Origin of the sequence: Bradyrhizobium sp. BLXBL-01, from assembly GCF_051853025.1 — a bacterium.
In the GTDB taxonomy this organism is placed as follows: domain Bacteria; phylum Pseudomonadota; class Alphaproteobacteria; order Rhizobiales; family Xanthobacteraceae; genus Bradyrhizobium.
Window position 1 is genome coordinate 1,702,845 of sequence record NZ_CP182471.1, and the last position, 25,702, is coordinate 1,728,546.

Sequence of the window (25,702 nt, forward strand, 5' to 3'; positions counted from 1 at the left end):
GATGACCGGCGATATAAAAAGGGATAGCTGTGGCGGCCGTCAATCGTGGCGGTGGCTTCGCATGTGTCTTGCGATGCCCCTTCTCTTCTCGCTGATCGGCTGTAAGGCTGATCTCTACACCAAAATTCAGGAGCGCGAGGCTAATGAGATGCTCGCGCTTCTCCTTAGCAAGGGCGTTGATGCTGTCCGCGTTGTCGCCAAGGACGGAACCAGTACAATCCAGGTCGAGGAAAAGCAGCTCGCTTATTCAATTGACCTGCTAAATGTCGAGGGGTTGCCGCGCCAATCCTTCAAGAATCTCGGCGAGGTGTTCAAGGGATCGGGCCTCGTTGCCTCGCCGATCGAGGAGCGGGCACGTTACGTTTATGCTCTAAGCGAAGAATTGTCCCGCACGATCAGCGATATAGATGGCGTCCTTTCAGCACGTGTCCACGTCGTTCTGCCGAAGAACGACTTGCTGCGACAAGATGCGACCCCGTCCTCAGCCTCGGTCTTCATTCGCCATGGCTCCAGCGCGAAGCTCTCGGCACTGTTGCCGCAGATCAAGATGCTCGTCGCAAACAGCATTGAAGGCCTGTCCTATGACAAGGTCGCCGTCGTCTTCGTGCCGGTCGATCGCGCTCCAATCGAGCAGTCTATCGCGCCGGTACCCCCTACGGTTCAGTCAGCAAGAGCCGGCTCAGCGCCGTTGCTTGCGCTTGCTGTGGGAGGCGCCGGAGCGCTATTCGGCATCGTATCTTGCGTATTGCTGGGTCCGCGCATGCGTCAGTTTGGACGATCATCGCGCAAGCTGAGCATGTTTGGTAGCGGCTCGCGTGCGTCTGCTGAGCAGGCGGCGGACAAAAAGTTGATTGCTGATGCGACATAGTCAGGACGCTCATGTCGGCATCAATGTCATCCACAAAACCCAATCGTTCGTTCACGCTCGCAGCCGATCGGCTTCGCGAGCTTGCTGCCTCGGTCGATCCCGGTCGTCTTGCTGGGCTTCTTGACCCGCTGCTTTCGCCTTCCACGTTGGCTCGGCTACAGCAGAGTGCCAGGCTGCAGCCAAGGCTCGCCGAACTGTTGCTGGGCAGCAAGGTTGAGGTGAGCTGCGCCGACTGGGACGAAGATGCTCTCCTTGGGCATGCTCCGCGGCGGGCTGCGCTGCTCGCGGGCAGCATCTGGCATGCACGCTCCATCCTCAAGTTGGTTTCCAGGCACGATTTGCCGATATTGGTGCAGGTGATCGGTGCCGAAGCGCATGCCTTCGCAGTCCGGCATTTATCCAGTGCCGTCGCAACGACCCTGATCGTGGATCCAGAGCAATTGTCGCGACAAGTCGAATATGACGGGCACGCTTGTCTCGGCGCCTGGCTGGAAGAAACTTCATCGCTTGGTCGTATCCGCGTGCTTCTACGCTTGCCTGTTGGGACGGCGGCCGAGAGTCCAGCTTCTGAACACCGTAGTGCAGCAGGCCCCCTGCTTTCCCTCGTCATGGCGCATTTGCGTACAGAGGCTGTCGGAGCATGACGGCCGATGACCCCGCATCACCCGCGGCCCCGCAGATTCGGCCACTTGGACCGCTGATCCCAGCTGCGCAACTTGAGATCTGGCACGATGCCGTGCGGGCGCGAGCCGCTGCCGAGCGGCATTTGCAGCGGGTTCGCGGGTGGGCACGCCAGGCTTATGAGCGGGAACGGGCGCGGGGTCGCGTCGAGGGTGCAAAGGCTGGCGCAGAGGAAATGGCGCGGCTGATCGCGCAGGCGGCTTTTGAACTGGCCCAACGCAAGGCGGTTCTGGAGCGGGAATTGCCGCAACTGGTCTTCGAGATCGTTCGCGATCTGCTTGGCGCGTTCGACCCGGGTGAGCTGCTGGTCCACGGCGTTCGTCATGCCATCGAGCAAAGATATAAGAACACGGAGCTTTGCCTCCACGTATCCCCACTGAGGGCCGACCTGCTCGCCAGTGAGTTCAAGGACTATGACGGACTTGAGGGCCGGCCGAAGGTCAGGATTGAGGCGGATCCGGCGCTGAGTGCGGACCAATGTGTCTTGTGGAGCGAGTTTGGCAATGTCGATCTTGGACTTGCCGCGCAGCTCCGCGCGCTGCGTCTCGGGTTTGGCTTGTCAGAGGAAGCTGAATCGTGACCGTGCAGCGACCAACCCACGATGCCGCGGCCGCAGAAGGTACTGTAGAGGCCGCACTCTCGTCCCTGAGATCTTCCGCCAAGCACATCGATACACGCGCCGTCCGCGGCCGGATCACGCGGGCGGTGGGCACGCTGCTGCACGCCGTCTTGCCGGAGGCTCGGGTCGGAGAGCTATGCCTGTTGCAGGATCCTCGTAGCGGCTGGTCGCTCGAGGCCGAGGTGATCGGCCTGTTGCCGGACGGGGTGCGACTCACGCCCATCGGGGAGATGGTGGGGCTATCCAATCGTGCGGAGGTGGTGACGACCGGGCGAATGCAGGAAGTGGCTGTCGGCCCCGATTTGCTCGGCCGCGTCATCGACAGTTTTGGCCGACCGCTCGATGGCAAGGGCCTGATAAAAGCCGGCGAAGCCAGACCGCTACGCGGCAGAGCGCCCAATCCGATGAAACGGCGCGGGATTGAACAGCCGTTCCCGCTAGGCGTTCGTGTCCTGGACGGCCTTCTGACATGTGGAGAAGGTCAGCGGATTGGAATCTATGGCGATGCGGGTTGCGGCAAGTCGACGCTGATGTCGCAAATCGTAAGAGGCGCGGCGGCCGACGTCACCATCGTTGCGCTGATCGGCGAGCGCGGTCGAGAGGTGCGTGAATTCATCGAGCGTCACCTTGGCGAAGCCCTTCATCGTTCCGTCGTTGTGGTGGAGACCTCCGACCGTTCGGCGATGGAGCGGGCCCAATGTGCCCACATGGCGACCGCACTGGCGGAATATTTTCGGGATCAGGGGCTTCGCGTCGTTTTGATGATGGATTCGTTGACCCGCTTTAGCCGCGCCATGCGTGAAATCGGCCTCGCCGCAGGAGAGCCGCCGACCCGGCGCGGATTTCCGCCCTCGGTTTTTGCGCTGTTGCCGGGCTTGTTGGAGCGGGCCGGCATGGGCGAGCATGGCTCCATTACGGCCTTCTATACGGTGCTTGTCGAAGGTGACGGCACCGGCGATCCAATAGCGGAAGAATCACGCGGCATCCTTGATGGCCACATTATTCTGTCCCGCGCGCTGGCCTCTCGAGAGCATTTTCCGGCTATCGATGTGCTGTCGAGCCGCAGTCGTGTCATGGATGCGATCGTGTCGGTGCCGCATCGCAAGGCGGCATCTTTGTTCCGTGATCTGCTCTCACGCTACGCTGAGGCCGAGTTCTTGATCAAGGTCGGCGAGTACAAGCAAGGCTCTGATCCGATGACCGATCGAGCAATCGCCTCAATCGAGCAGCTGCGGGCCTTTTTGCGCCAGGGGCAGGATGAGGCGTGCAGCTTTGAGGAGACGGTCGCATGGATATCGCGTCTAACGGCCTAAGTCCCGTTCACGCCTCAAAGCTGCGGCTCGTAAAGGACATGCGGGAACGAAGCGCCCTTCGTGAATTGTCCAACTTGGAAGCCAAGCGCCACCTCGCGGTTCAAGCTGTCCAACAAGCTTGCGAGCATCTTGCACATGCCGAAGAGCGCCGCGCAAAGCTCGAGGCGGAGCTCTATCGGGAGATGCTAGCGGCCGATGTGATATCTGTGTGCGAACTGCAGCGACGCTATCATCTCATCATCGGGCGGCTCACAGACGAGATCAAAGCGGCGCAGCGCGTTCTTGACGAGGCCCGTGCTGCTCAAGAGCAAGCTGAGGCTGCGGTTCTTGAGGCCCGATCCGTTTGGACCAGGCGTTCAGCGGCGAGCCAGAAATGGCGTGAGATCGATGACGACGTTCGGCGCATCACGAATTCACATTTCGAGGCTGCCGCCGAAATCGAAGCCGATGATGAAGTCTTGCTCCGCTACCGGCGAGGCCGATCAGGGCAGACGGGAGGTGAGCGAACATGATTGCAGATCCTCTCCCGCGCGAGCTAGGGGCCTGCGACGCGGAAGCCGCACCCGCGCTATATCGGCCGGCTGAACGCGCAGCCTTCATGCCGACGCTGATCCTCTCGCACGCAGTGACCTCGTGGCTGAACGAGATCGCAGCGTCGCGTGCGCCTCTGCAAGCGCGCCTCGGCGAGAAGCCGATGTCTGTGCGCGTGAGCCGAGCCGTCTGGCAGGCGGAGCCGGCTGCGACGTCGATGCTTGACTGCGTCTTCGACGTAAATGGTGAAACCTTGATCCTGTCCTTGCCAGTTCCGCTTGCGGAAGCGCTGATTGCGACCGTGCAGGATCGCCTTACCTTACCTTCTGAGCCGACGCGTTCGCTGGTCCTGGAACTTGCGCTGGAACCCCTGCTTGCCCCGCTGGAAAGAATGACGCAGCGCAATCTGCAGCTTGTTCGCACCGAGGAAGCGCGGAATATCAGGCCTTATCTTGAATTTGACGTCGCCTATGGTGAGCTCGCCAGCAAGGCGCGGCTGCTTCTATTCTCGCCACTTGACGGTCCTGTTCCGCCGGCTTTCGCCGCGCTCGGCGAGCTGCTCGGCCGATTGCCGCGACAGACGGCCAGGCTGCCTTCCGAACTCCCGGTCATCGTTGCAGGCCAAGTCGGTTCGCTTCGCGTCGCGATCGGCATTCTTCGCCGAGCAGAGCAAGGCGACGCGCTGCTCCCGGACGTAATTCCACTCGCGCGAGGCCAGATCATTCTCGCTGCAGACCGATTGTGGGCCCCTGCAGAGATCGGCGGCGACAGGCTGGTGCTGCGAGGACCATTCCGCTCGCGATCCCACCCCCTAACAAGTGAAGACATTATGCCCCCAAGCCAGGTGCAACAGCAGCCTCCGTCAGAGGCGGATATCGACAGCATCGAGATCACACTCATATTCGAATGTGGCCGCTGGCCGATGCCCTTGGGAACCTTGCGAACCCTCAACGAAGGCCACGTGTTCGAACTTGGCCGTTCTCTGGATGGGCCGGTCGATATCCTTGCCAACGGCCAACGTATCGGCCGGGGCGACATCGTGCGGATCGGGGACGAGCTGGCCGTCAGGCTGCGCGGCAGGTTGGCCCTTAATGACTGAGGTTCAACCCAGCATCCTTGCGCTTCTTGCGACTACCGTCGGCCTTGGCCTCCTGGCCTTTGCTGTCGTGACAACGACCGCCTTTATCAAGGTCTCGGTTGTTCTCTTCCTCGTGCGCAATGCGCTGGGGACTCAATCGATACCGCCGAACATCGTCCTTTATGGCGCGGCACTGATCCTGACCGTCTTCATCAGCGCTCCGGTCTTCGAGCAGACCTATAATCGCCTTACCGATCCGCAACTTCGCTACCAAAGTTTCGATGACTGGGTGACGGCCGCCAAGGAGGGACAGGAGCCGCTCCGAGCTCATTTGAAGAAATTCACCAATGAAGAGCAGCGCCGCTTCTTCCTGTCCTCAACGGAACACGTCTGGTCGGAGGACATGCGCGGCAGCGCCACGGCAGATGATTTTGCGATACTCGTGCCGTCGTTTTTGATCTCCGAACTCAAGCGTGGATTCGAAATCGGTTTTCTTCTCTATCTTCCCTTCATCACGATCGATCTAATTGTAACGACGATTTTGATGGCCATGGGTATGTCGATGGTATCCCCTACGGTAATATCTGTCCCCTTCAAGCTCTTTTTGTTCGTCACGATCGACGGCTGGTCACGTCTCATGCACGGGCTGGTATTAAGCTACACGACGCCAGGAGGTTGACCATGAACGAAGCCAGCATCCTTACGCACCTGAGTCAATCGCTCGTGCTCTTCATGATCTGGGTTCTGCCGCCGCTGCTCGCAGCACTCATCTCTGGACTGATCATTGGCCTCATTCAGGCGGCAACTCAGCTCCAGGATCAAACCCTGCCACTGACGGTCAAGCTTCTGGTTGTCGTCGCCGTGCTCGCCGGGTTTTCTCCCGTGCTCAGCGCGCCACTGATCGACCAGGCCGAGCACATCTTCAGCGAGTTTCCAGCGCTCACCGCAAGATATTAGCAGCGCTTGGATGGCTGGCCTGTCACCCGCGGAGGCGCAAGCTCTCGTTCAGGGCACGATCGAGCTCGTCGCCGCAACCGGCCTGAGTGCGGCCCGCGCCCTCGGCATCATGATGGTGCTTCCCGTCTTCACCCGGCCGCGCATCAGCGGTCTGGTTCGGGGAAGTCTGACGATTGCGATCGGCCTGCCGTGCCTCGCTCACATCAAGCTCGGTCTGCAGGCCCTGGACCCGAACACGCGCCTAGTCAGCGTTACCATGCTTGGCCTGAAGGAGGTGTTCGTCGGTCTTATGCTCGGCATCCTGCTCAGTATTCCACTATGGAGCATACAGGCAGTCGGCGACATCATCGATACACAACGCGGAATTTCAAGCCAAGTTGCGGGGGAGGATCCCGCGACGCACAGCCAAGCGTCCGGAACCGGGCTTTTTCTCGGCGTTACGGCGGTTACGATCTTCGTTCTGGTCGGCGGGCTGCAGACCATGGTGAGCGGCCTCTATGGCAGCTACCTAGTGTGGCCTGTCTATCAGTTTCTGCCTGCCGTGACAGCGCAAGGGGCAATGGAATGTCTGGCCCTTCTCGATCGTATCATGATGACGACCTTGTTAGTCGCCGGGCCGGTGCTGGCCCTGCTGCTGCTGGTCGATGTCTCGGTCATGATGCTCGGCCGCTTTGCATCGCAGCTCAAGCTGAACGATCTCTCCCCAATGATCAAGAATGTTGCATTCGGGGTCATCATGGTCAGCTACGCCGTTTATCTGCTTGAATACGCCGGAGCTGATATCCTGACTTCGAACAACATGCTCGAGGATCTGAAGAAGCTGTTGAAATGAGCTCTACGAGTGAGGAGAAAAAGCTTCCTCCGACGCCCAAGAAGCTGCGCGATGCCCGCAAGAAGGGGCAGAGCGCGCGCAGCTCGGATCTGGTGAGCGGCGTCAGCGCGTGTGCCGGTTTCGGCTGCCTGTGGTGGCGAGCGGGTGCGATCAAGGACAAGTGGCAAGAGACGGTCCAACTGGTCGATAAACTGCAGGAGCAGCCGTTCACAAGCGCGGTGCCACAAGCGCTCAGCGGCTTGCTAGAACTTTCGATCGCCACGGTCGCTCCGCTGCTCGCCGCTGCCGTGACAGCAGCTCTTCTGGCCAATGTCCTGGCCAATGGCGGCTTTATGTTTGCTTCGGAGCCGCTCAAGCCGAAGCTCGAGAAACTGGATCCCATCAAAGGTTTGAAACGTATCGTCTCGAAACGTTCGGCCATCGAGCTTGGCAAGACACTGGCTAAAGTGGTGTTGCTTGGTGCGACCTTCTTTCTCACGGTGACCGCCAGCTGGAAAGCGCTGGTGTACCTGCCAGTCTGCGGCATGGGCTGTTTTGGCTTCGTTTTCACCGAGGTTAAACTGCTGACTGGGATTGCCGCTGGAGCTTTTCTGGTCGGCGGATTGGCTGACCTCCTAATCCAGCGCTGGTTGTTTATGCAGGACATGCGCATGACTGAAACGGAGGCCAAGCGGGAGAATAAGGAACAGCAGGGCAACCCGCAGGTGAAGTGTGAGCACCGGCGTCTGCGGCAAGAGTCGGCCAACGAGGCTCCGCTCGGCATCAGTCGTGCCACGTTGATATTGCGGGGATCGGCAACGTTGATTGGGCTGCGCTATGTTCGCGGCGAGACCGGCGTGCCGGTCTTGGTCTGCCGCGGCGAGGGCGAAGCTGCTTCACAACTGCTTGGTGAGGCGCGCGCGCTGCGTCTTACCATTGTGGATGACGATGTTCTGGCGCGTCAGCTGCTCGGCAAAGCAAAGCTCGGCAACCCGGTTCCCTCGCAATATTTCGAGTCGGTTGCAAAAGCACTCTATGCAGCGGGGCTGGTCTAGATCATCCTGTCCTAACGCTGCGATTTGCAACGTGCGCCCGATGGACGCTGGGACCTTGCGCGAGGGGTCGATGGGCTCGCCCAGGTGGCCTCTGGGCCACGGCCTCGCCGACCGGATCACGCGGATCAGCTGCGGCGCCAACCGTAACAACTTGTTCGCCGATTTCGAGTGCTTCCGCGCCTGCACCCTCGAGGACGTCGACTTGTACGGTAGCTAGAGTGCGGCCACTTGGATGAGTCGGTACTGCTGATCATCAACTAGGATGGCTCCCATCTGGAGCACGCTCTCAGCGGGTCTGTGGCGCCGACGAGCCGCTCGTTCAGCCAAATTATGGCCGATGGAACAGAAGAACGCCGCCTCCCGCTAGGCTTTCGGCCGTGTAGCGCTGACCGTGGATCGAAAACACGGTCATTGGGACGCCCCGGCTCGGCAGAAGGCCAAGGATCTGCAATATGTCGATCATGGCAGGCGAAGCCTCTTGCGGGCCGTGCGTCCAGCCGTCGCCCAACAACTCTCCCAGTTCAGGCACTTGGGGGAAGGGCTGCTGGGCTGATGCCGGTGCGGCAGATGGCAGGGGAAGGTTTGGTGCCGGTGCCGAGGGAGGGTCCTCACGCCATTCGAAAGGTGCCGGCGAATCAAAGCCGGGCGCAAGACCGCCGTAAATATCTGAGGAAGTCCTCCGGGCCGCAGGCGTAGCTTCACCCGGCAAAGCGGGCCGAGGGTGATGAATGAGCTGAACGTCCTTGGGGCCTTCCGGTCCCAAGATGGCCGTATAGCGTTCGCCGCCGATTTGGTAGTTCATGATCGGATGTTCCGCAACAGGCAAGAAGTCCCAATCCCCCAAGGTGGACAGCATCATGTCGGGGGCCAGCTGGGTGCGGTGGGAAAAATTCTCGGGAACGACGAACGAAACGTCAAACGTGTCGCCGACAGGGGGCGAGCGCAGATGGACCAGCTGAACATCATTGAGCCCTCCCGGTCCCAAGACGGCGATATAGCGTTCACCGCGAATGTCGTAGGTCTTTACCCGCTGTGCTGCATCCGGCAGGAGCCCCCAGCGGCGAAGCGTGTGTATCATATTGGGCGCGCCCTGGGTGCCGTGGGAGAAATCCCCGGGAACGCTCAAAGCTGCATTAACGACGTCGCCGGCCGCCGCGAACCTCTGCTCGAGCGTGGTCTGGGCCGCTGGACTCATCGTTGGCCAAGGCACCGGTGCATCGAAGGTCCGGGGCGGCAATAGGTTCTCGCGATCCGCGGCATCGAAAAGCTCTTCCTGAGCGACACTTTGCACCGGCGAGGGGGGCGATTGAACCATCGTTGGCCAAGGCACTGGCAAATGTGTGGTCGCCAGCAAGAGGCCCTCGCGATCCGCCGCATCGAAAAGCTCGTCCTGGGCGACACTTTGTATAGGAGAATAGGCCGCTAAACCCATTGCATGCATGACCTGCGGTACATCAAACCCGGGCGGCAATGAGCCGCCCCCATCCGCAACGCTCCCCATCGGCCGCCCATCGGCCGGCGGCGTGGGCGAGGGCGCGGACGGCTGAATGAAATGAGGCGAGCTGCCTCCTTCCCCGCCCAAATCGTTCTGCAGGGTAGTCGCGCGATAATCGCGGAGGCCGTTCAAGGCGACGATGAGGGTCTTGTTCTTTGGAAACAACCTGTCCGCGTGGCCAAGCAGCCTATCATCACTGAGCTCGGCTATGGACAAGGGTCGGAGAGCTACCGCCAGTTTGCGCAGATGGCTTGCATAGGTCCCGGCCGTACTCTTGCCGATCCGTCGACCAAAACCTGCATTGGCGGCCTTCCTGATGAGCCTCTCATCTTCCCTGGAAGGACGATAATGTGTTGAGATGGGGCCAGCGTCGGCGTCAGGCTCGCGGTACTGACTGACTATTGACAATGCTGGGGCGATGATCTTATCGCCTCGCAGCAGCTTCTTAGCGTGATCGGCCAACGTATCGTCATCCAGTCCAGAGATTGATTTGCCAGACTTCTTCAGTGCGTCCGCCAAGTTGCGAAGCCGACGATCATAAATTTCGACAGTGATTTTACTCAGCGGTGGCACTCGATCGAGAGCAGCAGCCGACGCCGCTTGGATGAGGCGATCGTCTTCCTCAGTGACATCATATAGCGCCGCGTGAGGATATACGGGGCCCGCCTCTCGCGCGCCTGCCAGGTGCTGCTCAAACGCAACATGCGGCTGTTGCGGCTGTTCCACGCTGGCATCTGACGCAGTAGGCTCTCTATCGGCTGGGTTGATCGTGTTGAATCGATCCATGGTCAGTCCGCTGGCATGCTCTTTCGCTAGTTCGCTACTCACGTTAGCTTTCCAAAATCTGACGCGGCCGGGCGGAAAAGTAGAATGACAGGTGAATAATGGCCGGCGCGCGCTGCAGCCTCGCTCGAGCGGGCAAAGGAAAGCGCCGGATAAAAACCAGCCTCTTCAACTCAAGCGTGGTGTGATGCGCCACAGTCGTTCGCGATCGTCTTGATCGTCAGATCTCGTCCCTTCACAACGCTATGATCGTGAGGACCGGGCCATTGGGGGGCTTTCGATTACTCGGAGGTCGGGCGTGGGGCGACGACGTGTCGCTCGCTCCTTGAAAGAACGAGATATCGATATCGGCTGCACCAGAGTTGAGCGCACTTTTGCGCGTTCCTGACCACATCCGCAGGAACGCGCGCTTTCAATAAAGCTCGCGATCTCTGGTTCGTGGTCGCCTGCTGCGAGAATAGCAGCGACACGAAGCCATCCGTATCCCACCTCACGGTCCATGTTCGCTCTCAAGACAGGCTCCGACATGCTGGGGCGGCAGAATGGCTCAGGGATTACCGAGGGCCATTGATCCATGAGCCAGAGGCCGAGCGCGTTTTGACTGCTGATGGCCCGGTCGTTGCTATTGAGAGGCAACGCTAGCCCGTGAAGCCGCGTGCATTCAGACACCCAGGACCAACCATGCTCTTATTTCGCTTAACCCGATGTGCGCCATGATAGTGTCCACCGGGCGGCAAGTGTGGTGCTCGCGCAAGTGGGCATTCCACTGATCGGATAGGACGACGATGATGCAGACCAGCTGCCGAGCGCGTTACTGAGCTGGAGCCAGAAATAGGTGCTCCCTAGCCATCACAGCGTGGCCAACGATCGACGTGGTCGCCATGCCTAAGTCACGCTCTTGGTTATGCCCGATAGATCGTAGGCTCTCTCTTCCGGCGTCGATCTCGCAGAGGCACGTCCGGTCACGCTTTCACGCCGAAGCGCTCAGGGCGGCGATGGCCGCCTTGTGGAGCACGCGCACGCCCCCTGGAATTTCTGGACGAGATCCATTGGTGGGGGAGAACAGATCTGCGATCTGTTCTCGCTGAGAGCTAAATCCTGTGCAGCACTGCGCTTGATCGTCACCACTTCGAAACATGGCGCGGCCTTGTGTGTCACGATCGAGTCGCCTCTCCTTTGGCAACATGGCAGCAGGGATTGTGATTTTTCCAAACATCCCGCCCAAAGCCGCTATCGGAGCGGCTGCACATTCGGTGCTGTCGTTCCCGCCGCGTTCGGGGCTGCCGTACCTGCTCCATCTTCTGCGTTGCTCTTGTTTCGCGGGGAGGAGGCACCATAGTTGGCCAGAGGAATGGTGGCGCGATCGCCATTACTTATGATGACAGACTGATTATCCAGGAAGTCGAGCGGATCGTTTACCATAACCGCCAGATTGCTTTTGGTCGAGCAACCAAGCGCGGGTTCGAACGAATTGTCGTTCACGGCTGGTCCGACGATCAAAAGCGACGGACAAATCGGAGGATGGGCATCAAAGGTGATCGCCTCGATCCTCACGCCGGAACGGGGCGGCAAATCGATGGGGGAAGCGGACAGGCGGATGTTATAAGGAGCAACGCCCATGGCGCGGGCCTCGTGCGCCACCTGGACAATGAGCCTGGGTGAGCCGGTGACATCCACATGGAGTGCATCCCGCCGACCGCCACTGACGTTCGCGAGGAAGCTCCGCAGCTGACGCTTTTCGGAGCCACGGAGGCGCTGCAGCAACAAGATACGCTTCTTCTGCTCGACCTGTATTGCTGGTTCAGCCGGCCCGAGATGGGTGGACGCACTATTGGCGCAGCCGCCCAATGTTGCCCCAATAATGATCAAGTGACACAAATGTCGCAAGGTCATTTGACGATCCTCATTCGATGATAAAGCCGGCGCTGCCGGTCAATCCTGGTGCGCTGGTGCGAGGAGCATCGCGCTCTCGCGGCGGGCGGGCCACCGTGTTCGTCAAAATGCGCCCCGCATCTGAGGGCGGTGAGATGCGGTCGGTCGGCGCACTCATCTTGTTTGGGTTCGATGCCGGCCGCACGATGTAGGGCGTGACAATAATGACCAGCTCGGTTTCACGTTTCTGAAAGGATGAGGAGCGAAACAGCGCACCCAGGATCGGCACATCGCCGAGCCAGGGAAACTCGCGAATGTCAGTGTTGAAGTTTCGCCTGATGAGGCCGCCGATTGCAAAGCTCTGACCGCTGGCGAGCTCGACAACGGTGCTCGCGCGTCGCGTCGAGAGTGCAGGGACCGCCATGCCATTGATTCTGACTTCGCCTTCGCTCGACAATTCGCTGACTTCGGGCTTCACGCGTATATTGATCTGATTGTTGTTAAGCACCGTCGGGACGAACTCCAGGCTCACGCCGAACTGCCGGAATTGGACCGAAACCTGTCGATTGTCCTGCATGACCGGAATCGGAAATTCCCCGCCGGCGAGAAAGCTTGCGGCTTCGCCGGACATTGCCGTCAGATTCGGCTCAGCCAGGATTGAGGCGAGGTGCTCGCTCGCGAGGGCGTCGAGAACAGCGCTGAGGTTGGTATTGCCGGCGCTAACCCCGATCCCGATCGTGCCGCCGCCGCCGGCCGCGCCGGACCCGCCCCCTTTGCCGCTAATAAGAAAAGCGCCGTTTGGGCCGGAGGCGGTGAAGTTGATATTGAGATCCTTGACGGCGCTGCGGGAGACTTCTGCCACCCTTACGCTGAGATTCACCTGCAACGAGCCAGCCACCTGGATCTTGTTGGCAACCAGCGCGCCCGCTCCAAGAAACTGCTCAGTGACCTTCCTGGCGTTCTCGACAACATCGGCACTGGGCGCAGTACCGCTAAGAATCGCGCCGCGGGGGGTATAGCTGACCTGTATCGGATAGTCGCCGATCTCGGCCTTCAGCGCAGCCCGCAGATCCTCGATCGGTTGAGTAACGACAATACGCAGCTCAGCCAGAGCCTCTCCCTTGTCGTTCAGGGCGAACAGGCTCGTCCGTCCCGACCTTTTGCCGAAGACGAAGATCGTGGTGTTCGACGGCGCCTGATAGTCGGCAATCGCCGGGTCCGCGACAAAAATGCTCGCAGCCGGTCCGGTCAGATGAACTGTCTTGCCCTGTGAGGATGTAAGGCTGAGCGTGCCAGTGGTGCTGCCAGACGCCGCGCGTGGCTGCTCTGCGTTGCCATCTCGCTTTGTCTGAGCTGTGGCAGCAAACGGAAATAACAGAGCGACTGCGCACAGGCCGTAGCAGAGGCGGCGAAAGGTGGCATGGTGCGAGCGGCCTGCCACCATGGACGGCTCATCAGCGCCGGCGGCATTGTTAACGATGTTCAAGGGAGTATCGCTTTCAAGTTCGATCGGCTAGGCAGCCGAGGCTGCGCCAATGAGTTCAAGGGTGTAACCGACACCGCGCGCGGTCTTGATCCTGAGCGTTGCACCCGCCTGGCTCAAATGCGTGCGCAAGCGATAGATCCCGACTTCCAGCGCATTGGTCGAGACCTCGTCGTCAAATGCATACAAGCTATCTTCGAGCGATGCGCGCGGTACGGTACGGCCCGCGCGGTTGAGCAGATGTTCAAGAATGCACACTTCCCGGCGTGCAATTCTGAGGATACGACCACCGACAGATACTTGTCGCGCGATCGGATCGAAATGCAGATTCCCGAATGTGACCACCGGCGCCGTCATTTGCGTTGACCGTCGCAAAATCGCTCGCATACGAGCAATGAGTTCGTCGGTGGAGACGGGCTTAGGCAGAAAATCATCGGCGCCCGCATTAAAAATCGCAATCCGCCGGCCGAGGTCATTGAGACTGCTCATCATCATGGTCGGCATTGACCGCCCCTCGCGCCGCAACTGCTTCAGCCAGTCCAATCCGTCTCCATCGGGCAAAGCCGACTCGAGCAGGACCATGTGGTAGTTCGCACAATCGAGCGCGGCCGCCGCCTCATCCAGCGTGCGTGTTACGTCGACGGCGAAGCCGCAATCTAACAGCACTTCCTTCACGTGGCGGGCAAAGTCCGCATGATGATCAACCAGGAGAATTCGCATTTCATTGCCTCTTGTCCATCCACGAAGACCTGAGCGCGTCACGATCGAGCATGGGGCTCGATGGAACTGAGAGGAGGCTGGGATGGTGCGAGTTCGGACAGCCCGAGACAAGAAGGCGGGACAGGTTGACTGGCTTTCAATATCTGCCGGTCGATTGTCATCGGATAGACCCCAGACCGCTGCCAACTGCTTACGGTGTCGGCGCCGCTCAACATGTCCCTCATGCCAGATCTGACCTTGTTTATGAGGCTGACAGCCGCGGCAGTCCGCCGGCGCGTACGTGGGCCGATCAAAGTTGTTCTTGCACGCACCGACCCGCTCCCTGCAGTACGAACAGCGCCGAGCCGCGCAATCGTAACCAGAGCGCGGGAGACGAGCGGATTTGTGGCTGAACAGATAAGCGGAACGGACATGGAATTTCCCCAATTCGTCTTGGTCTGCGGCCAGTTTTGCCGGGCTGTCGTGCCTCTCGTGTGGTGAAGTCACGACAATGTAAGTCTTTCCTGCATTCGAAGACACATCACGCGGCGCATCTGGCCAATTGCGTCACCGGCCAAGATGCACGCCGAAACGATCAATGCCTCTCTCGGCGGGAAGGGCACCCTCTCGCTTGCAACTGTTCGCACGCAAGATGTGCCCGTGCTGAAGTTCTGCCGCGCACGAGGTACCCTCATAGGTCGCAGTCGAGCGAAAGCTGCGAGCGAATGCCGAATCGAGCTCCACGGTGTTGTCATCGCGCATAGATCCCAGTGGCTACACCAGAGCCATTTCGTCTCACGGAGTACACGGCGCCGGAATGATCGGATCTCGGTTGTGGAGTTGGAGTGTGCCCGGCGAGGCCCATATTGCGGCCGCAAGCGTTCTCGCGCGGTGCATCTTGCGTCGCTTGTGAGGGATCGGCGCTGCGTCCTTCGATCTGCCCATAGGCCATGAGGGGCGCTGACCTTGGAGAGGAGCCGACCAGCAGCATGATTTGGCGGCGCGGCGAAGCATTGTGCTTTTGAGACGTTCGCAATTCTTGCTACCTGTCAGGAAGAGTTCACGCGAGCGGATTCTGTGTCGCGGTTGTCAGAAATCCTACAATCTGACGCTATGTGAGGTTCAAGTGCTTTCGACCGCTGGTTAGTAGCAGTGCTCTAGTACTCACAACGAGCCTGAAGCGATGACTACACGTCCGAAACCGAACTATTGACCTGCGCGTAACGCTTATCCCTCTCCCCAATGTCATGAGCATTTCGTCGGTCCAATGAGCGTAGCGCGAGCTATAGGCGATGACGCTGTGTGAAGGCAGTCCTCTTTGCTGTCCCTGAAGCCTTGAGGTCACGATCGTCCGGTCGACCTTATGCATGCCAATGCAGCAGGGAGACGGTGGCGAGCCGCGTAACGCTTCTATGTGAAGCGCAGGAGCTAACTTCTGGAATGCAGGCGCCCAAGCTCGCAAGCTGATTTGACCGGCAAGGGACTGGAAGGATTGCCAAACGACATTCTTGAATGCGACCTCCATAGATCACGAGCGACTATGGAGCGTTTGGGCAAGATCGGCAAAATCGATTGTTTTGATGGAACGCATCCAGGTAGCGAATAGACCATTGTGCGACGCCAGGACTTGCTGCGTGAGCGAGACTCTGTTGACTTGATCTTTGATGCGATCGCGTTCGAGCTCTAGGGATTGATCGCGCCATCGATGGCAAGTCGCGCGCGGAAAAGATCGATGCGCGGCCTGAGTGGTTCACGTCATCTGAACTGTCTTCCAAATGTGTCGGTGGCGACCGGATTGGTGCGAGGAGAGGCCGCAGCACTCGAATAAGGGCCCTGGAAGAGCGAGCAATGGCGCGAGTGTGTCCTCCTCCACACTCTCGAGTACCTCTTGCAATGCGGGCGCGCCTTCGTCCCCCGCGCAGGTCAAGGGATAGGTTGATCAGAGCCTGTGGTCAAGCCGTTGCCGTTGTTCGTGAAGCGGCGTCGCTGGGATGACCCGTTCCTTCGGATGGTCATCTCGTCATCATTAAGGGACCTACGCGCAGGGCTCAGTCGCCGATTGGCTAATCGTTACTCTCCAGTCTTCCGCTTGAAGGGATTGTCTTCGCTGGCGACTCGATAGCGTTCCAAATTGCCGCCCAGGAACAAGCGCTCAGTCTCACGGGTTGGCGCTCTGCCAAGCGAACACATCAAATCCACATCCGCATCGATGTTGTCGTTATCCTCCACATTCATTCCAAGGCCAATACTGCTCAGTACGTCGTCGGGCGTCCAGACTGCGAACTTTGGTACGACGTAGGTATGCAGCGTGTCGGCATCGTTTGCGATCGCTCTCGCCCAGTGGTCACGGGAAACGCTGAGTTTCGAAGGCTCTTCAACCAAGGACACGAATGGAGAAGCGGTCTTACCACGCATATGCCATCCAGCCTGGCGTGCCAGGTCCAGGGGATGTCGCTCCAGAGGATGTCCAATGGAAGAATGATCTCGCGCCGTGTTACGGACGTGCAATATGGCAGATGTGGTGGCTTCCGTGCGCGGTTTGCAATCACTGTCCTGGTTCTGGAAACGACGCAGCGTGAGATATGTCGAGTCCGCTATATTGTCGTAAATGCGATCCCGGTCGACGCCGTTGTCTCCCGCTGGCGCCCATCGCGCTGACTGCTTTTCGGCGAGGACAATCTCGTTCTTGAGCTCTTGGAGCGTGGCGCCCATCAGCGTTGCCGCAAGCTGGGCGCGCGCGCCGACAAATGATGGGGCTGGACAGCGATCGATTTGCGAAGCCTCCACGCCTGGAGCAGACGAGGACTTGGCGATCGCGGAATTTGCCGCTAAGGGGAGTGAAGCCGAGGCTGGGTAGAGAGAATCTACGTCGTCTAGATTCAAGTCATTCAGGTGCTGCTCGAAGCTTTCTTGACCGTCTGAACCGTGCGCCGGTGCGCTGATCTGCGCGTTAAGCTCGTCCTGTGGCCCGTGGACCCAGCGCGGCTCCTGTAGCGAATTGTGAGCCTCAAAGGGAGTGTCTGTGGCATTTCCTGGATCGACATTCATCTCTGGCTCCCGTCGAAGTGCAGGCGGTCGGCGTAGATTGTTGCAGGTGCAGCTTTCGAGAAGCTGACGAACCAGGAGGGAGGTCATTAGCTTCAGAATGAGTCGAATAGATTCGGTCAACGAGGAGAACGGTCTGCTGGACGGAAGCCGCGCGAAGCGCTGCCTTGTGCCTTCCGGCGTTGGTGTTCGATCAGACCAAGAAGGGGTCCCCGGACTGAGCTTGTTCGGACCGCCGCGTCAGCTTCGCTCCACCACCTCATTGTGGACGCGTCATCTTGGGAGAGCGCCCTTGCACAGCAAGACGGACGAACTGACGCTTACGGCTAGTCGAATTGCTTTCGTAGATCGTCTCCTTATGCAGATGTGAAAACTGCATTCTCTCACCCGTTAGGACTGCGATGGACAAAGCACAACCGGCTTGCGTTCTGTGGTTTCCAAGCGGAGGACGATGCAGGATCAAATCGTTCAAGTCGACGCGGGCGAGGCTAAGCCACTTCAGCAAACCTGACCTACGAGGTTGTGATGTTGGAATAGCGTCACAGCGACTTGCGCCTCGTTGCAACAGGCGGCTTTGGTACAGGCGCGAGCGCGCGTGGTGTTTGGACTCAGACGAACGGCTTGCGAGCACGACGTCTTTAGAAGCGCAATCTGCAGTACTTACCGAGGGAGAAGAGCACATGAAGTATACTGGCCGAGCACTAACGATCCTGTTGGCCTTGCTTTCGGCCGCGAGCGTGAGCGTGCCGGTGAGAGCCGATGAGCAGCCCTCGCCGAAATACACCGAGGTGCTCAGTGCGCTTCAGGCGGGGAAGAATGTGAAGCTCATACTGGACATGAGCCGCTGTACCGCGGCGGAGGGTGGCAAGCCTGCGTCGGCGACGCAAGCCGGTCTGGTCATCACAGCCTTCAGGGTGACCACCCAGCACGGCATCAGCTTTGCCAATGCTCATCAAACCGTCGACAGCTCCGGACATGCCGTGACCGAGTACATCCGCCATAGCCTTAGCCGCGAAGGCAAGCTGACGGTGCGGGCCTCGAAACTGGTCGTCGGAACCACCGAACTCGTGAACCAGGGCGAATTCATCTGCGAACTGCCGGATGGCGCGAAGTTCATCTGGTAACGAAGAGCACCGAGCAGGGGGCCGGGTCAAGACGAGAGCCTTCGATCGTGCGGAGACCTTTGCACGGCATGATAGGGATCGTTTGGTTCGTCAGGAACGATCGGATGTGATCTGGCCGCCGTTCCGCCGGGCGAGGATCAAGTTGCACGAACTTGCTGCTTAGGCAAGCCATGACGGCCGCCGATCTCCATTCGATCTCAGGGACTGGAAGATCGGCGCTTCCGGCAGTCGTCGTATGGGTTGGAGCCAAGGCTCTCAGTTGAATGGATTCAGATGAGGTCGCCAAGGACGTCCGCACACTGTCGGCGGTCCTGGTGATTATTTTCAAGTCGATCCAGCCGGGGCTCGCGATGATGACACTCGACCCTAGGTCCCCCAGGATGCGCTCGTACCTTTCATTGGCCTCTCTTGGGGTCCTTTCACCTGAAATCTCAGTGCTGCCGAATGCAGCCACAAAGTGATTGAACCATTCCGTTTAAGATCATCTGGGCTAGCCGCTATGGGTTAGCTCACCGGTCAGGCGCAGATCTAGGCTCCCTGAGCAAACGGTCCGTCGTTTCGGGAGCTCGAGCAGCCGCCCGAAATGCCGACGAGCACCTCGTTCAGCCAAATTGCGCCCAACGGAAGAGAAGAGCGCGGCCGTCGGCTGGACTGATCGCGTTGTATCCATCCATGCTCCGGTCGGCGGGCATGGCCACCTCTTTCTAACGCTACTCATGTTTGCTTCGCAAAAACCTAACCTGGCCACGCGGAAAGCTAGAATGAATAATGAGCACCAAGGGCCGTCCCGACCCGAGGATCAGTGCGGCAAACTTAGGAGACGATATAGGTTTGGGCAGAAACTCTCATTTTCTAAGCACGGTACCCGGCCAGTCCCTGCGCTGGCCAGTTGGACGGGAGTATTATTGGTAGCCCGAAACTCTGCTTTCGACATTTCCGAGCGTCGGAAAGGCAAATCGCCCTTTCCGAAGCCTGTGCCATCAGCCTTTTGTCGCCGACTTTCTGTATGGATTAGATGCGCTAGCGGTCCGATAGTCATCCAGGTTCCCGCCCAAAAATAGGACCTCACGCTCTTCAGTTGGGGTATCACTCACCCATGCCAGATCGGGTTCATCATTCTCAGTTCCGTCCTCGAGAATACTGACGATCTCTTCCGCCGTCCAAGTTGTGACCGTCGGCACCGTGTAGGTGTGCAACTCATTCGCGTATTCTGCGATGACTTTGGCGCCATACTGGTTGTCATCGTCCGGCGAAAGGAGCATTTGTGAGGCCTCCTCGGACAGCGACACAAAAGGCGAAGAACTGGTATCGCCCCTCATGTGCTCTGCCGCTGCGCGACCCAGATCAAGTCGTTGGCCTCCCCAGATATTCCAGGGGGCAGCGTCGTAACGCAAAGCCGCCATAGAGCGCAAATGGGCCATCGCGCTTTGACCGTCCAACGCATGTGGCTTGCAATGACTGGCGTGGTTTTGAAACCGCTGCAGCTCCATGTATGACGATGCCACCGCGTCGTCGTAAACGCGGCCACTATCAACGCGGTCGACTGACGATCCACTCGCTCTTGACCATTTTGCTGATCTTTGCGCAGCGAGTTCAATTTCTCTTCTGAGTTCCGGAAGGTTCGCGCAGGTCAGCGTTGCGGCAAGCTGCGCGCGAGTTCTGACAAAGGGTACCGCCGCGCAGCGTTCGTTGTCCGGAATGGCTTGCGCTCTCTTGTTGCCATCGGTCACGGTCCGGTTCGATCCAGTCTCGGGCGAAGCCGATGTCGCGAGGATTGGCTGAGCCTCTCTAATCCGCTGCTCAAGGTTTGCCTGCGCTGTCTCTTCCTGTTGCGGCTCGAGGTAATTCATCTGAGCCCCGGATGGGTTGACGTTGTCAAATGGGTCCATTTCGTTCTCCCTTTGGTACCGTGTCAATCTCACCCGTACAAAGTTGATCAATAAGGCGCAGAAACCGAGCCGCGCGCACTGCTACAAAATACGCCGGTCTGCTTCTCGAAGTGTTGAGGGCGTACGGGTGGGACTGACCCGGGTCCTGGTCAATCTTCTCTTCCAGAGTTTGAAATCAAGTCGGCCCTCCTGCCCGGACAGAAATGTTGGTATGCTAGAAGGCTTAGCTGTCGAACAGCTGACCACATTCATTGCTAGGAAACTCGGATCCCTTGTGACTGTGCTGGCAAGCCTGTTGTTCAGTGCAGAGCTACGTCTGGCGAGATGGCGTCATCGTCGCTGTCGCGCTCGATGGCAGCGCCGTGAGAAAGGTCCGGGAGAGGCGGCCCGGCGCAAACCCAGCTATCGGTGAGCTCGCTCTCGCGTGGAGAAGTCTGTCTGAGTTAGCTTGCATTGGTGCGAGTGAATGTCTTCGAAATTGCGTCGAGATGTTAGCTGTGATCTGAACAGTTGGATCTGGCCGCAGCCATCGGGCTCGTGACCGGACCGATGGTGGTATGAAGCTCAGTGTCCTCTGTTGGGCTGCTGACGTGAGGGTTCGCGTCGCTGGTCGAAAAACAAGAGCGGCGCGTGTGACTTCGATCCGGGCATCCGCAAATAAGGTGGGTAACAGCTGAACTCATAACATTGAGAGGCCGCGCGGCCGCGAGACGTTGAATCGCCAACCAGACGTGGCGGGGCCCGAGCGATTCGGGTACATGAGAGCCGCGGCGGTGAGGATCGGCGCACGGGACGCCTCAGCTCGAACAGGACAGACTGGGGAGCTGACGCTTACAGTCGATGCGCCACACAGTGCACAACAAGGTTGGTCGCGCCTAACAAACATATCGCCGCGAAAGCCTGTGGTGTGACCTGCAGGCGTAGTCGAACAAAAGACCTAGAGCGGTCCGCAGTCGGTCATACCGGCCCCTCCTTCCCTTCTCTGAGCTGGGCGTTTCCAGCCAACGTAGCTATAGACCCCAGACCAGTGATGCCGACTGCCTGCGCCGCGTTCAGGTAGAAAAGGCCTGATCTATTCACAGCGGCGGAGACTTGCTCCCGAACCGCAGAATAAGTGGTGCCGAACCCAACGCATGAAGAAGTTGACTAGCATCAGTTTTCCTACGTCATCAAAATCGACCAGCTGGGATGCCACAAGGAAGCCGCTCTTGGCGCTCGGGGGGCTCATGGCAGGACGGTAGCAGGGACGGAGATGGCTTAGGTCAGAACGCCGGGGCTGCGGTCCTCCACCAGCTGGCGCGGAGCGTGTCATCCGTGATCTTCCTCGCCGACGGTTGCCGCAGACCTCGGCGCTGGGCAGGCGGTTCGATCCGGCATTGTTGAAGTTGATAGCCCGCGATACTGCGGGAGAGGCGCGCCCCACCCCATGCGCCATTACGTGACACATTCCCGTACCCAACCAGGTGATTCTGCGAATGTTGATGCCCGCGAATTTGACGCTCCAAGGCCGCCTGTCTTCGAAGGTAACGGAACCAATGCACATACTCCAATGCAGCGGGCGGCACGGTGGTGCAGAAGAGAGCTCGGTTTCCAAGCGTTGGCGCAACGAGGCATCTATAATCTAGAATGTTTCATCTCATTATTAGATGGTTGGCTTGGCGCGGCCTTAATGATCGGATGTCGCTTTGCAACGAGGGCAGCATGCGATTGATCAACAATGTCCCGAAATCTGTCATGTGCTCTCGAACGCATCAATGCATGTTCTTCGCTTTAGCCGACGCTGCCAATTGAAGTCGCGCAATCACGCAGCACGCGTTCGGGGAGCCTGATCAGAGGCCGTTTGGGTTAAGCGAGCGGTGGAAGGATGGACAGTCGCAATAGAAGAGGATCCCACCAGACGAGAGTAGATTGAAATACTCAACTATTGCGGTTGCGTGGTCTCGACCTCTAAAGATCATCGAGGTTCGAACGTGAATGGGCATCCCAACACCTTCCTGTGAAGGGGTGCCTTCGTGAATTCTGGAGAGCCGAATTGAGTGTGCTCGTGTGGAATCAACTGGCCGCCGGAAGCTGGCTGTCACGACGGCGTCAATGGGCCGCCAGCGTGGTCGAATCCTTTTGCGGCCGCGCCCGCTCGCAGAACATCACAGGATGTGGCCGAGGCTTCTTCGGTGAGGGTCCTCTAACATCAGCCGACCGTTTGTTATTCATTCTTCAAATCGGCTGCCCGGCGCACATTCACCCTGAGCTTGCGCGAAAGGGCAGGGTAATCGCCGAGTTTGACTTGTCCTCAAGGCCTACCAAGTGGCTCAGAGGCTGCATTAGGGGCTGTTATGTCTTCGGTTAGCTCCATGCTTCATCTTGGCCTTAATCTTCATGGCGCTGGTGGTCATTCCGCCGCGTGGCGCTGGCCGGGCACAAATCCAAGTGCCTTTTTCGATATCGAGCACTACGTCCAGGCTGCGAAGGTTGCGGAGCGTGGTCTGCTGGATGCTGTATTTCTCGCCGATACTCCCGCGATAAGTTTCGACATTACGCACCAGCCACCGCTTAATGGGCTCGAACCGACCCTAGTTCTCGCCGTGATTGCACGAGAGACGCGCCGGATTGGCCTGATTGCGACAGCGTCGACGACCTACAATGAACCCTACAATCTCGCCCGGCGTTTCCAATCGCTCGATGTCATCAGCTATGGCCGCGTTGCGTGGAACGCGGTCACGACGTCGAGCCCGGCGACGGTAGCAAACTTTGGCGGCCGAGAAGTCGGGCGAGCGGATCGCTACAGACGCGCCGAGGACTTCGTTGAAACTGTCCGAGCTCTCTGGTTGAGCTGGAGCGGCGAGGTGGTCATCGCCGATCAGGCTGCGGGAGTTTACGCAGATCAAAGCCAATTCCGCCTGCTCGATCCCGATACCAATAGCTTCGGCATCCGAGGCCCGCTGACGCATCCCGCTTCGCCCCAAGGTCACCCAGTCATCGTTCAGGCGGGTGGCTCGGATCCCGGACTACGGCTCGGTGCCCGCAGCGCAGATGTCGTGTTTGCGGCGGCGGGAGACTTGACAACGGCTCTGCAGGAGGCAGAGCGCCTACGCGCGCTCTCTCGGCAATTCGGCCGTCCTGCGGCTCCGCTCATCCTTCCAGGCCTTGTCACCTGTATCGGGGGCACCGAGAAAGAAGCCGCTCGCCGCAAAGAAGAGCTTGATGGATTGATTGATCTGGAGCGCGCCATCGCCGCTCTTGCACGAAGCATGGGCGTGGCAGTCGAGAAGCTCAGCCTCGAGAGGCCAATCCCAGAGGAGATTTTGCCTGATCCAGATCACGTTCCGTTTTCTGTCGGTCACCATCGCACGATTGAAACTCTGGCGCGTCAAGGCCGGACGGTTCGCGAGATCATTAGCAGCGTTCAAGCCTTTGGCCACCGCCTGCTCGTGGGTGCACCCGAGCAGATCGCGGATTCGATTGAGGCATGGTTCCGCGCCGGCGCGGTCGATGGTTTCAACATCATTCCGGATGTTCTGACCGATGGCACTTCAGCGTTTGTCGACCATGTGGTTCCGATCCTGCAGAAGCGCGGGCTGTTCCGTAAAGAATATCTGGGACAGACTCTGCGAGAGCATTTTGGGATCTCGATTCCTCTTGTGCCGGCACGAGCCACAGCTCGCTCACCGCTCTGACGCTTCCTCAACACCAATGCTCTGGAGACTGAATATGCATTTCTCAAATGCGCTGTCAGCGAGGCGCTTCACTGGCAAGTCGAACCTTCAAGCAAGAACGGTTGCGGCCACCCTTGTCATGCTCTTGGGCCTGTCGCACTTGGCGCCCAGCGTTCACGCTCAAGAAAGCTTAGCCGGCAGCGTCAAGCGAGGAGGCGTTATTCGTTACGGTCATTTCCAAGAGCCTGCCTGCCTGTTCGGAGGATGGGTTCAACAATGGTATCTGCAACGCCAGTATAGCGATAATCTGGTTGCGCGCCACGAGGACGGCAAGATTTTGCCATGGCTGGCCGAGTCTTGGACCATCTCCGACGACAAAAAGGTGTACACATTCGAGATAAAGCCGAATGTAAAGTTTACCGACGGGACTGCCCTCGATGCGCAGGCCATCGCTGACAACATCAACGGATGGCTCAGCAATGACCCCGATCTTCGCAATCCGACTGCCGCTCCTTATCTCGGCGATAGCTTCGAATCGGCAAGGGCAATTGCTCCTCTGAGGTTGCAGGTAAAATTGAAGGTGCCGTTCCAGCCTTTGCTGAACGTGTTCGCCCAATCCTCACAAGGCATTCTCTCGCCATCGGCGCTCAAACGTGGACTTGCGGTCAATTGCGAGAACCCCGTCGGTTCAGGTCCATTCATTGTCGACAAGTGGCACCATGGGCGAGAAGTCACCTTCCGCCGCAATCCCGACTACAATTCGGCGCCGGCCACCGCAAAACATCAAGGGCCGGCTTACGTTGACGGGATTAGTTGGAAGTTTCTGCCAGATCAGACTGTCCGATACGGCTCGCTGATCGCGGGCGAGACCGATGCCATATATGACATTCCGGCTGTCGCATGGAAGGACGCCAACTCCCGATTTCCAGTATTGCGGCACCTGACCGGGGGCACCCCTCTGCGCCTTGCACTGTATACGGCCCGGCCCCCCTTTGACGACATGCTCGTCCGCAAGGCCTTTGCCTATTCTACTGACCGAAAGGCCGCGGTCGACACATCCTTCCTCGGTTCTTTGCCATTTGAAGGTAACGGTGCGCTAAGTCAGAGCTCGCCGGAGTACCTGCGTGAGCTCGGGCAGTCCTATGGGTACGATATTCGAAAGGCCAATCAGCTGCTTGATCAGGCGGGTTGGAGCGAGCGAAACCTGAAGGGCGTTCGTATCAAGGACGGTCGTCCGCTGATCGTGCGTATCTCCTATTCGAACGCTTTTCTGAAGCCGGATGGCGAGCAAGCCTTGCAAGTTATCCAGCAGCAGGCACGGGCGGCCGGTTTTGACATACATCTCCAACCCACCAATCCGGCTGATTTCTTCGCCGGAAAAAACCTCGGGCCCGATGATTATGAGGTCGTTCTCCTCTATTGGGTTGCCCCCGGCGCTGAGATATTCCGGATCTCGTGGAAGCCCGATCAGAATGGCGAGCCCAATCGCTTCAATCCTTCACGCTACCAGGATTTGAAGCTTTGGGACATCATTCAAAAGGCGGAACAGCATTTCAATGGAGCTGAACGTACCGCGCTTTATCAGCAGGCGGAGCGGAAGATCGTGGATGAGGCACCCGTCATTGGCCTTACTGTGCTGGACGTAACTTTGGCGACCAAGCCGAGCCTGAAAGACGTTTGGCTGGACCGTGGGTCAGTTGGCGAACCTGTGTTCTATGATGCGCATTTCGACGACAAGAAATGATG

The 25,702-nt window shown here is 58.9% G+C and carries 19 protein-coding genes; 13 read left to right on the forward strand and 6 right to left on the reverse strand.

The annotated features are described in order from the left end of the window. The first annotated feature begins 1 nt into the window (after nucleotide 1). The 10 genes from sctJ to ACNJYA_RS08030 are packed head-to-tail and all read left to right on the forward strand — an operon-like array spanning nucleotide 2 to nucleotide 7,913. A complete protein-coding gene (gene sctJ, locus ACNJYA_RS07985; RefSeq protein WP_439402388.1) occupies nucleotides 2–868 on the forward strand; it encodes a type III secretion system inner membrane ring lipoprotein SctJ in 867 nt (288 codons plus the stop codon). Nucleotides 869–879: 11 nt separating this feature from the next. After that, a complete protein-coding gene (locus tag ACNJYA_RS07990) occupies nucleotides 880–1,512 on the forward strand; it encodes a nodulation protein NolU (protein WP_439402389.1) in 633 nt (210 codons plus the stop codon). Next, nucleotides 1,509–2,129 (forward strand): type III secretion system stator protein SctL, encoded by a 621-nt coding sequence (gene sctL / locus ACNJYA_RS07995; protein WP_439402390.1) that lies wholly within the window; start codon nucleotides 1,509–1,511, stop codon nucleotides 2,127–2,129. The genes ACNJYA_RS07990 and sctL overlap by 4 nt, the downstream gene beginning before the upstream one ends. Next, nucleotides 2,126–3,481 carry a type III secretion system ATPase SctN gene (gene sctN / locus ACNJYA_RS08000; RefSeq protein ID WP_439402391.1) on the forward strand — a complete coding sequence of 452 codons (1,356 nt, stop codon included), beginning with the start codon at nucleotides 2,126–2,128 and terminating at the stop codon, nucleotides 3,479–3,481. The genes sctL and sctN overlap by 4 nt, the downstream gene beginning before the upstream one ends. Then, the gene (locus ACNJYA_RS08005) at nucleotides 3,457–3,993 is read left to right on the forward strand and encodes a hypothetical protein (RefSeq protein WP_439402392.1); all 537 of its coding nucleotides are present in this window, start codon (nucleotides 3,457–3,459) and stop codon (nucleotides 3,991–3,993) included. Before sctN ends, ACNJYA_RS08005 begins: the two co-directional genes overlap by 25 nt. Next, on the forward strand, nucleotides 3,990–5,111 hold the full coding sequence (gene sctQ / locus ACNJYA_RS08010) for a type III secretion system cytoplasmic ring protein SctQ (protein ID WP_439402393.1): 1,122 nt from the start codon (nucleotides 3,990–3,992) through the stop codon (nucleotides 5,109–5,111). Before ACNJYA_RS08005 ends, sctQ begins: the two co-directional genes overlap by 4 nt. Next, nucleotides 5,104–5,769 (forward strand): type III secretion system export apparatus subunit SctR, encoded by a 666-nt coding sequence (gene sctR / locus ACNJYA_RS08015; protein ID WP_439402394.1) that lies wholly within the window; start codon nucleotides 5,104–5,106, stop codon nucleotides 5,767–5,769. Before sctQ ends, sctR begins: the two co-directional genes overlap by 8 nt. Before the next feature lie 2 nt (nucleotides 5,770–5,771). After that, a complete protein-coding gene (locus ACNJYA_RS08020; RefSeq protein ID WP_036014823.1) occupies nucleotides 5,772–6,047 on the forward strand; it encodes an EscS/YscS/HrcS family type III secretion system export apparatus protein in 276 nt (91 codons plus the stop codon). Between the two features lie 10 nt (nucleotides 6,048–6,057). Continuing rightward, entirely contained in the window at nucleotides 6,058–6,879 is an 822-nt protein-coding gene (sctT, locus tag ACNJYA_RS08025; protein ID WP_439402395.1) for a type III secretion system export apparatus subunit SctT, read from the forward strand. Beyond that, nucleotides 6,876–7,913 carry an EscU/YscU/HrcU family type III secretion system export apparatus switch protein gene (locus ACNJYA_RS08030; RefSeq protein WP_439402396.1) on the forward strand — a complete coding sequence of 346 codons (1,038 nt, stop codon included), beginning with the start codon at nucleotides 6,876–6,878 and terminating at the stop codon, nucleotides 7,911–7,913. The genes sctT and ACNJYA_RS08030 overlap by 4 nt, the downstream gene beginning before the upstream one ends. A gap of 328 nt (nucleotides 7,914–8,241) precedes the next feature. Here ACNJYA_RS08030 and ACNJYA_RS08035 read toward each other — a convergent pair whose 3' ends face one another. From ACNJYA_RS08035 to ACNJYA_RS08055, 5 genes are all read right to left on the reverse strand, one after another. Beyond that, nucleotides 8,242–10,236: a hypothetical protein gene (locus ACNJYA_RS08035; RefSeq protein WP_439402397.1), complete on the reverse strand. Its 1,995-nt coding sequence runs from the start codon at nucleotides 10,234–10,236 to the stop codon at nucleotides 8,242–8,244. Between the two features lie 1,185 nt (nucleotides 10,237–11,421). After that, nucleotides 11,422–12,084, reverse strand: coding sequence for a CpaD family pilus assembly lipoprotein (locus ACNJYA_RS08040; RefSeq protein WP_439402398.1), 663 nt, complete (start codon nucleotides 12,082–12,084; stop codon nucleotides 11,422–11,424). 10 nt (nucleotides 12,085–12,094) lie between these two features. Further along, complete coding sequence (locus ACNJYA_RS08045) at nucleotides 12,095–13,549, reverse strand: type II and III secretion system protein family protein (protein ID WP_439402399.1); 1,455 nt, start codon at nucleotides 13,547–13,549, stop codon at nucleotides 12,095–12,097. A gap of 27 nt (nucleotides 13,550–13,576) precedes the next feature. After that, complete coding sequence (locus tag ACNJYA_RS08050; RefSeq protein ID WP_439402400.1) at nucleotides 13,577–14,266, reverse strand: response regulator; 690 nt, start codon at nucleotides 14,264–14,266, stop codon at nucleotides 13,577–13,579. A gap of 2,049 nt (nucleotides 14,267–16,315) precedes the next feature. After that, a complete protein-coding gene (locus tag ACNJYA_RS08055) occupies nucleotides 16,316–17,293 on the reverse strand; it encodes a hypothetical protein (protein ID WP_439402401.1) in 978 nt (325 codons plus the stop codon). A 677-nt stretch (nucleotides 17,294–17,970) separates the two neighbouring features. Here ACNJYA_RS08055 and ACNJYA_RS08060 point away from each other — a divergent pair. Continuing rightward, a complete protein-coding gene (locus ACNJYA_RS08060; RefSeq protein ID WP_439402403.1) occupies nucleotides 17,971–18,414 on the forward strand; it encodes a VirK family protein in 444 nt (147 codons plus the stop codon). A gap of 980 nt (nucleotides 18,415–19,394) precedes the next feature. Here the strand turns inward: ACNJYA_RS08060 and ACNJYA_RS08065 are convergent. Further along, entirely contained in the window at nucleotides 19,395–20,303 is a 909-nt protein-coding gene (locus ACNJYA_RS08065; RefSeq protein ID WP_439402404.1) for a hypothetical protein, read from the reverse strand. A gap of 2,333 nt (nucleotides 20,304–22,636) precedes the next feature. Between ACNJYA_RS08065 and ACNJYA_RS08070 the strand changes: the two genes are divergently transcribed. Both ACNJYA_RS08070 and ACNJYA_RS08075 read left to right on the forward strand, forming a co-directional pair. Further along, a complete protein-coding gene (locus tag ACNJYA_RS08070) occupies nucleotides 22,637–23,977 on the forward strand; it encodes an NtaA/DmoA family FMN-dependent monooxygenase (protein WP_439402405.1) in 1,341 nt (446 codons plus the stop codon). 34 nt (nucleotides 23,978–24,011) lie between these two features. Then, nucleotides 24,012–25,700 carry an ABC transporter substrate-binding protein gene (locus ACNJYA_RS08075; RefSeq protein WP_439402406.1) on the forward strand — a complete coding sequence of 563 codons (1,689 nt, stop codon included), beginning with the start codon at nucleotides 24,012–24,014 and terminating at the stop codon, nucleotides 25,698–25,700. The last annotated feature ends 2 nt before the right edge of the window (nucleotides 25,701–25,702 follow it).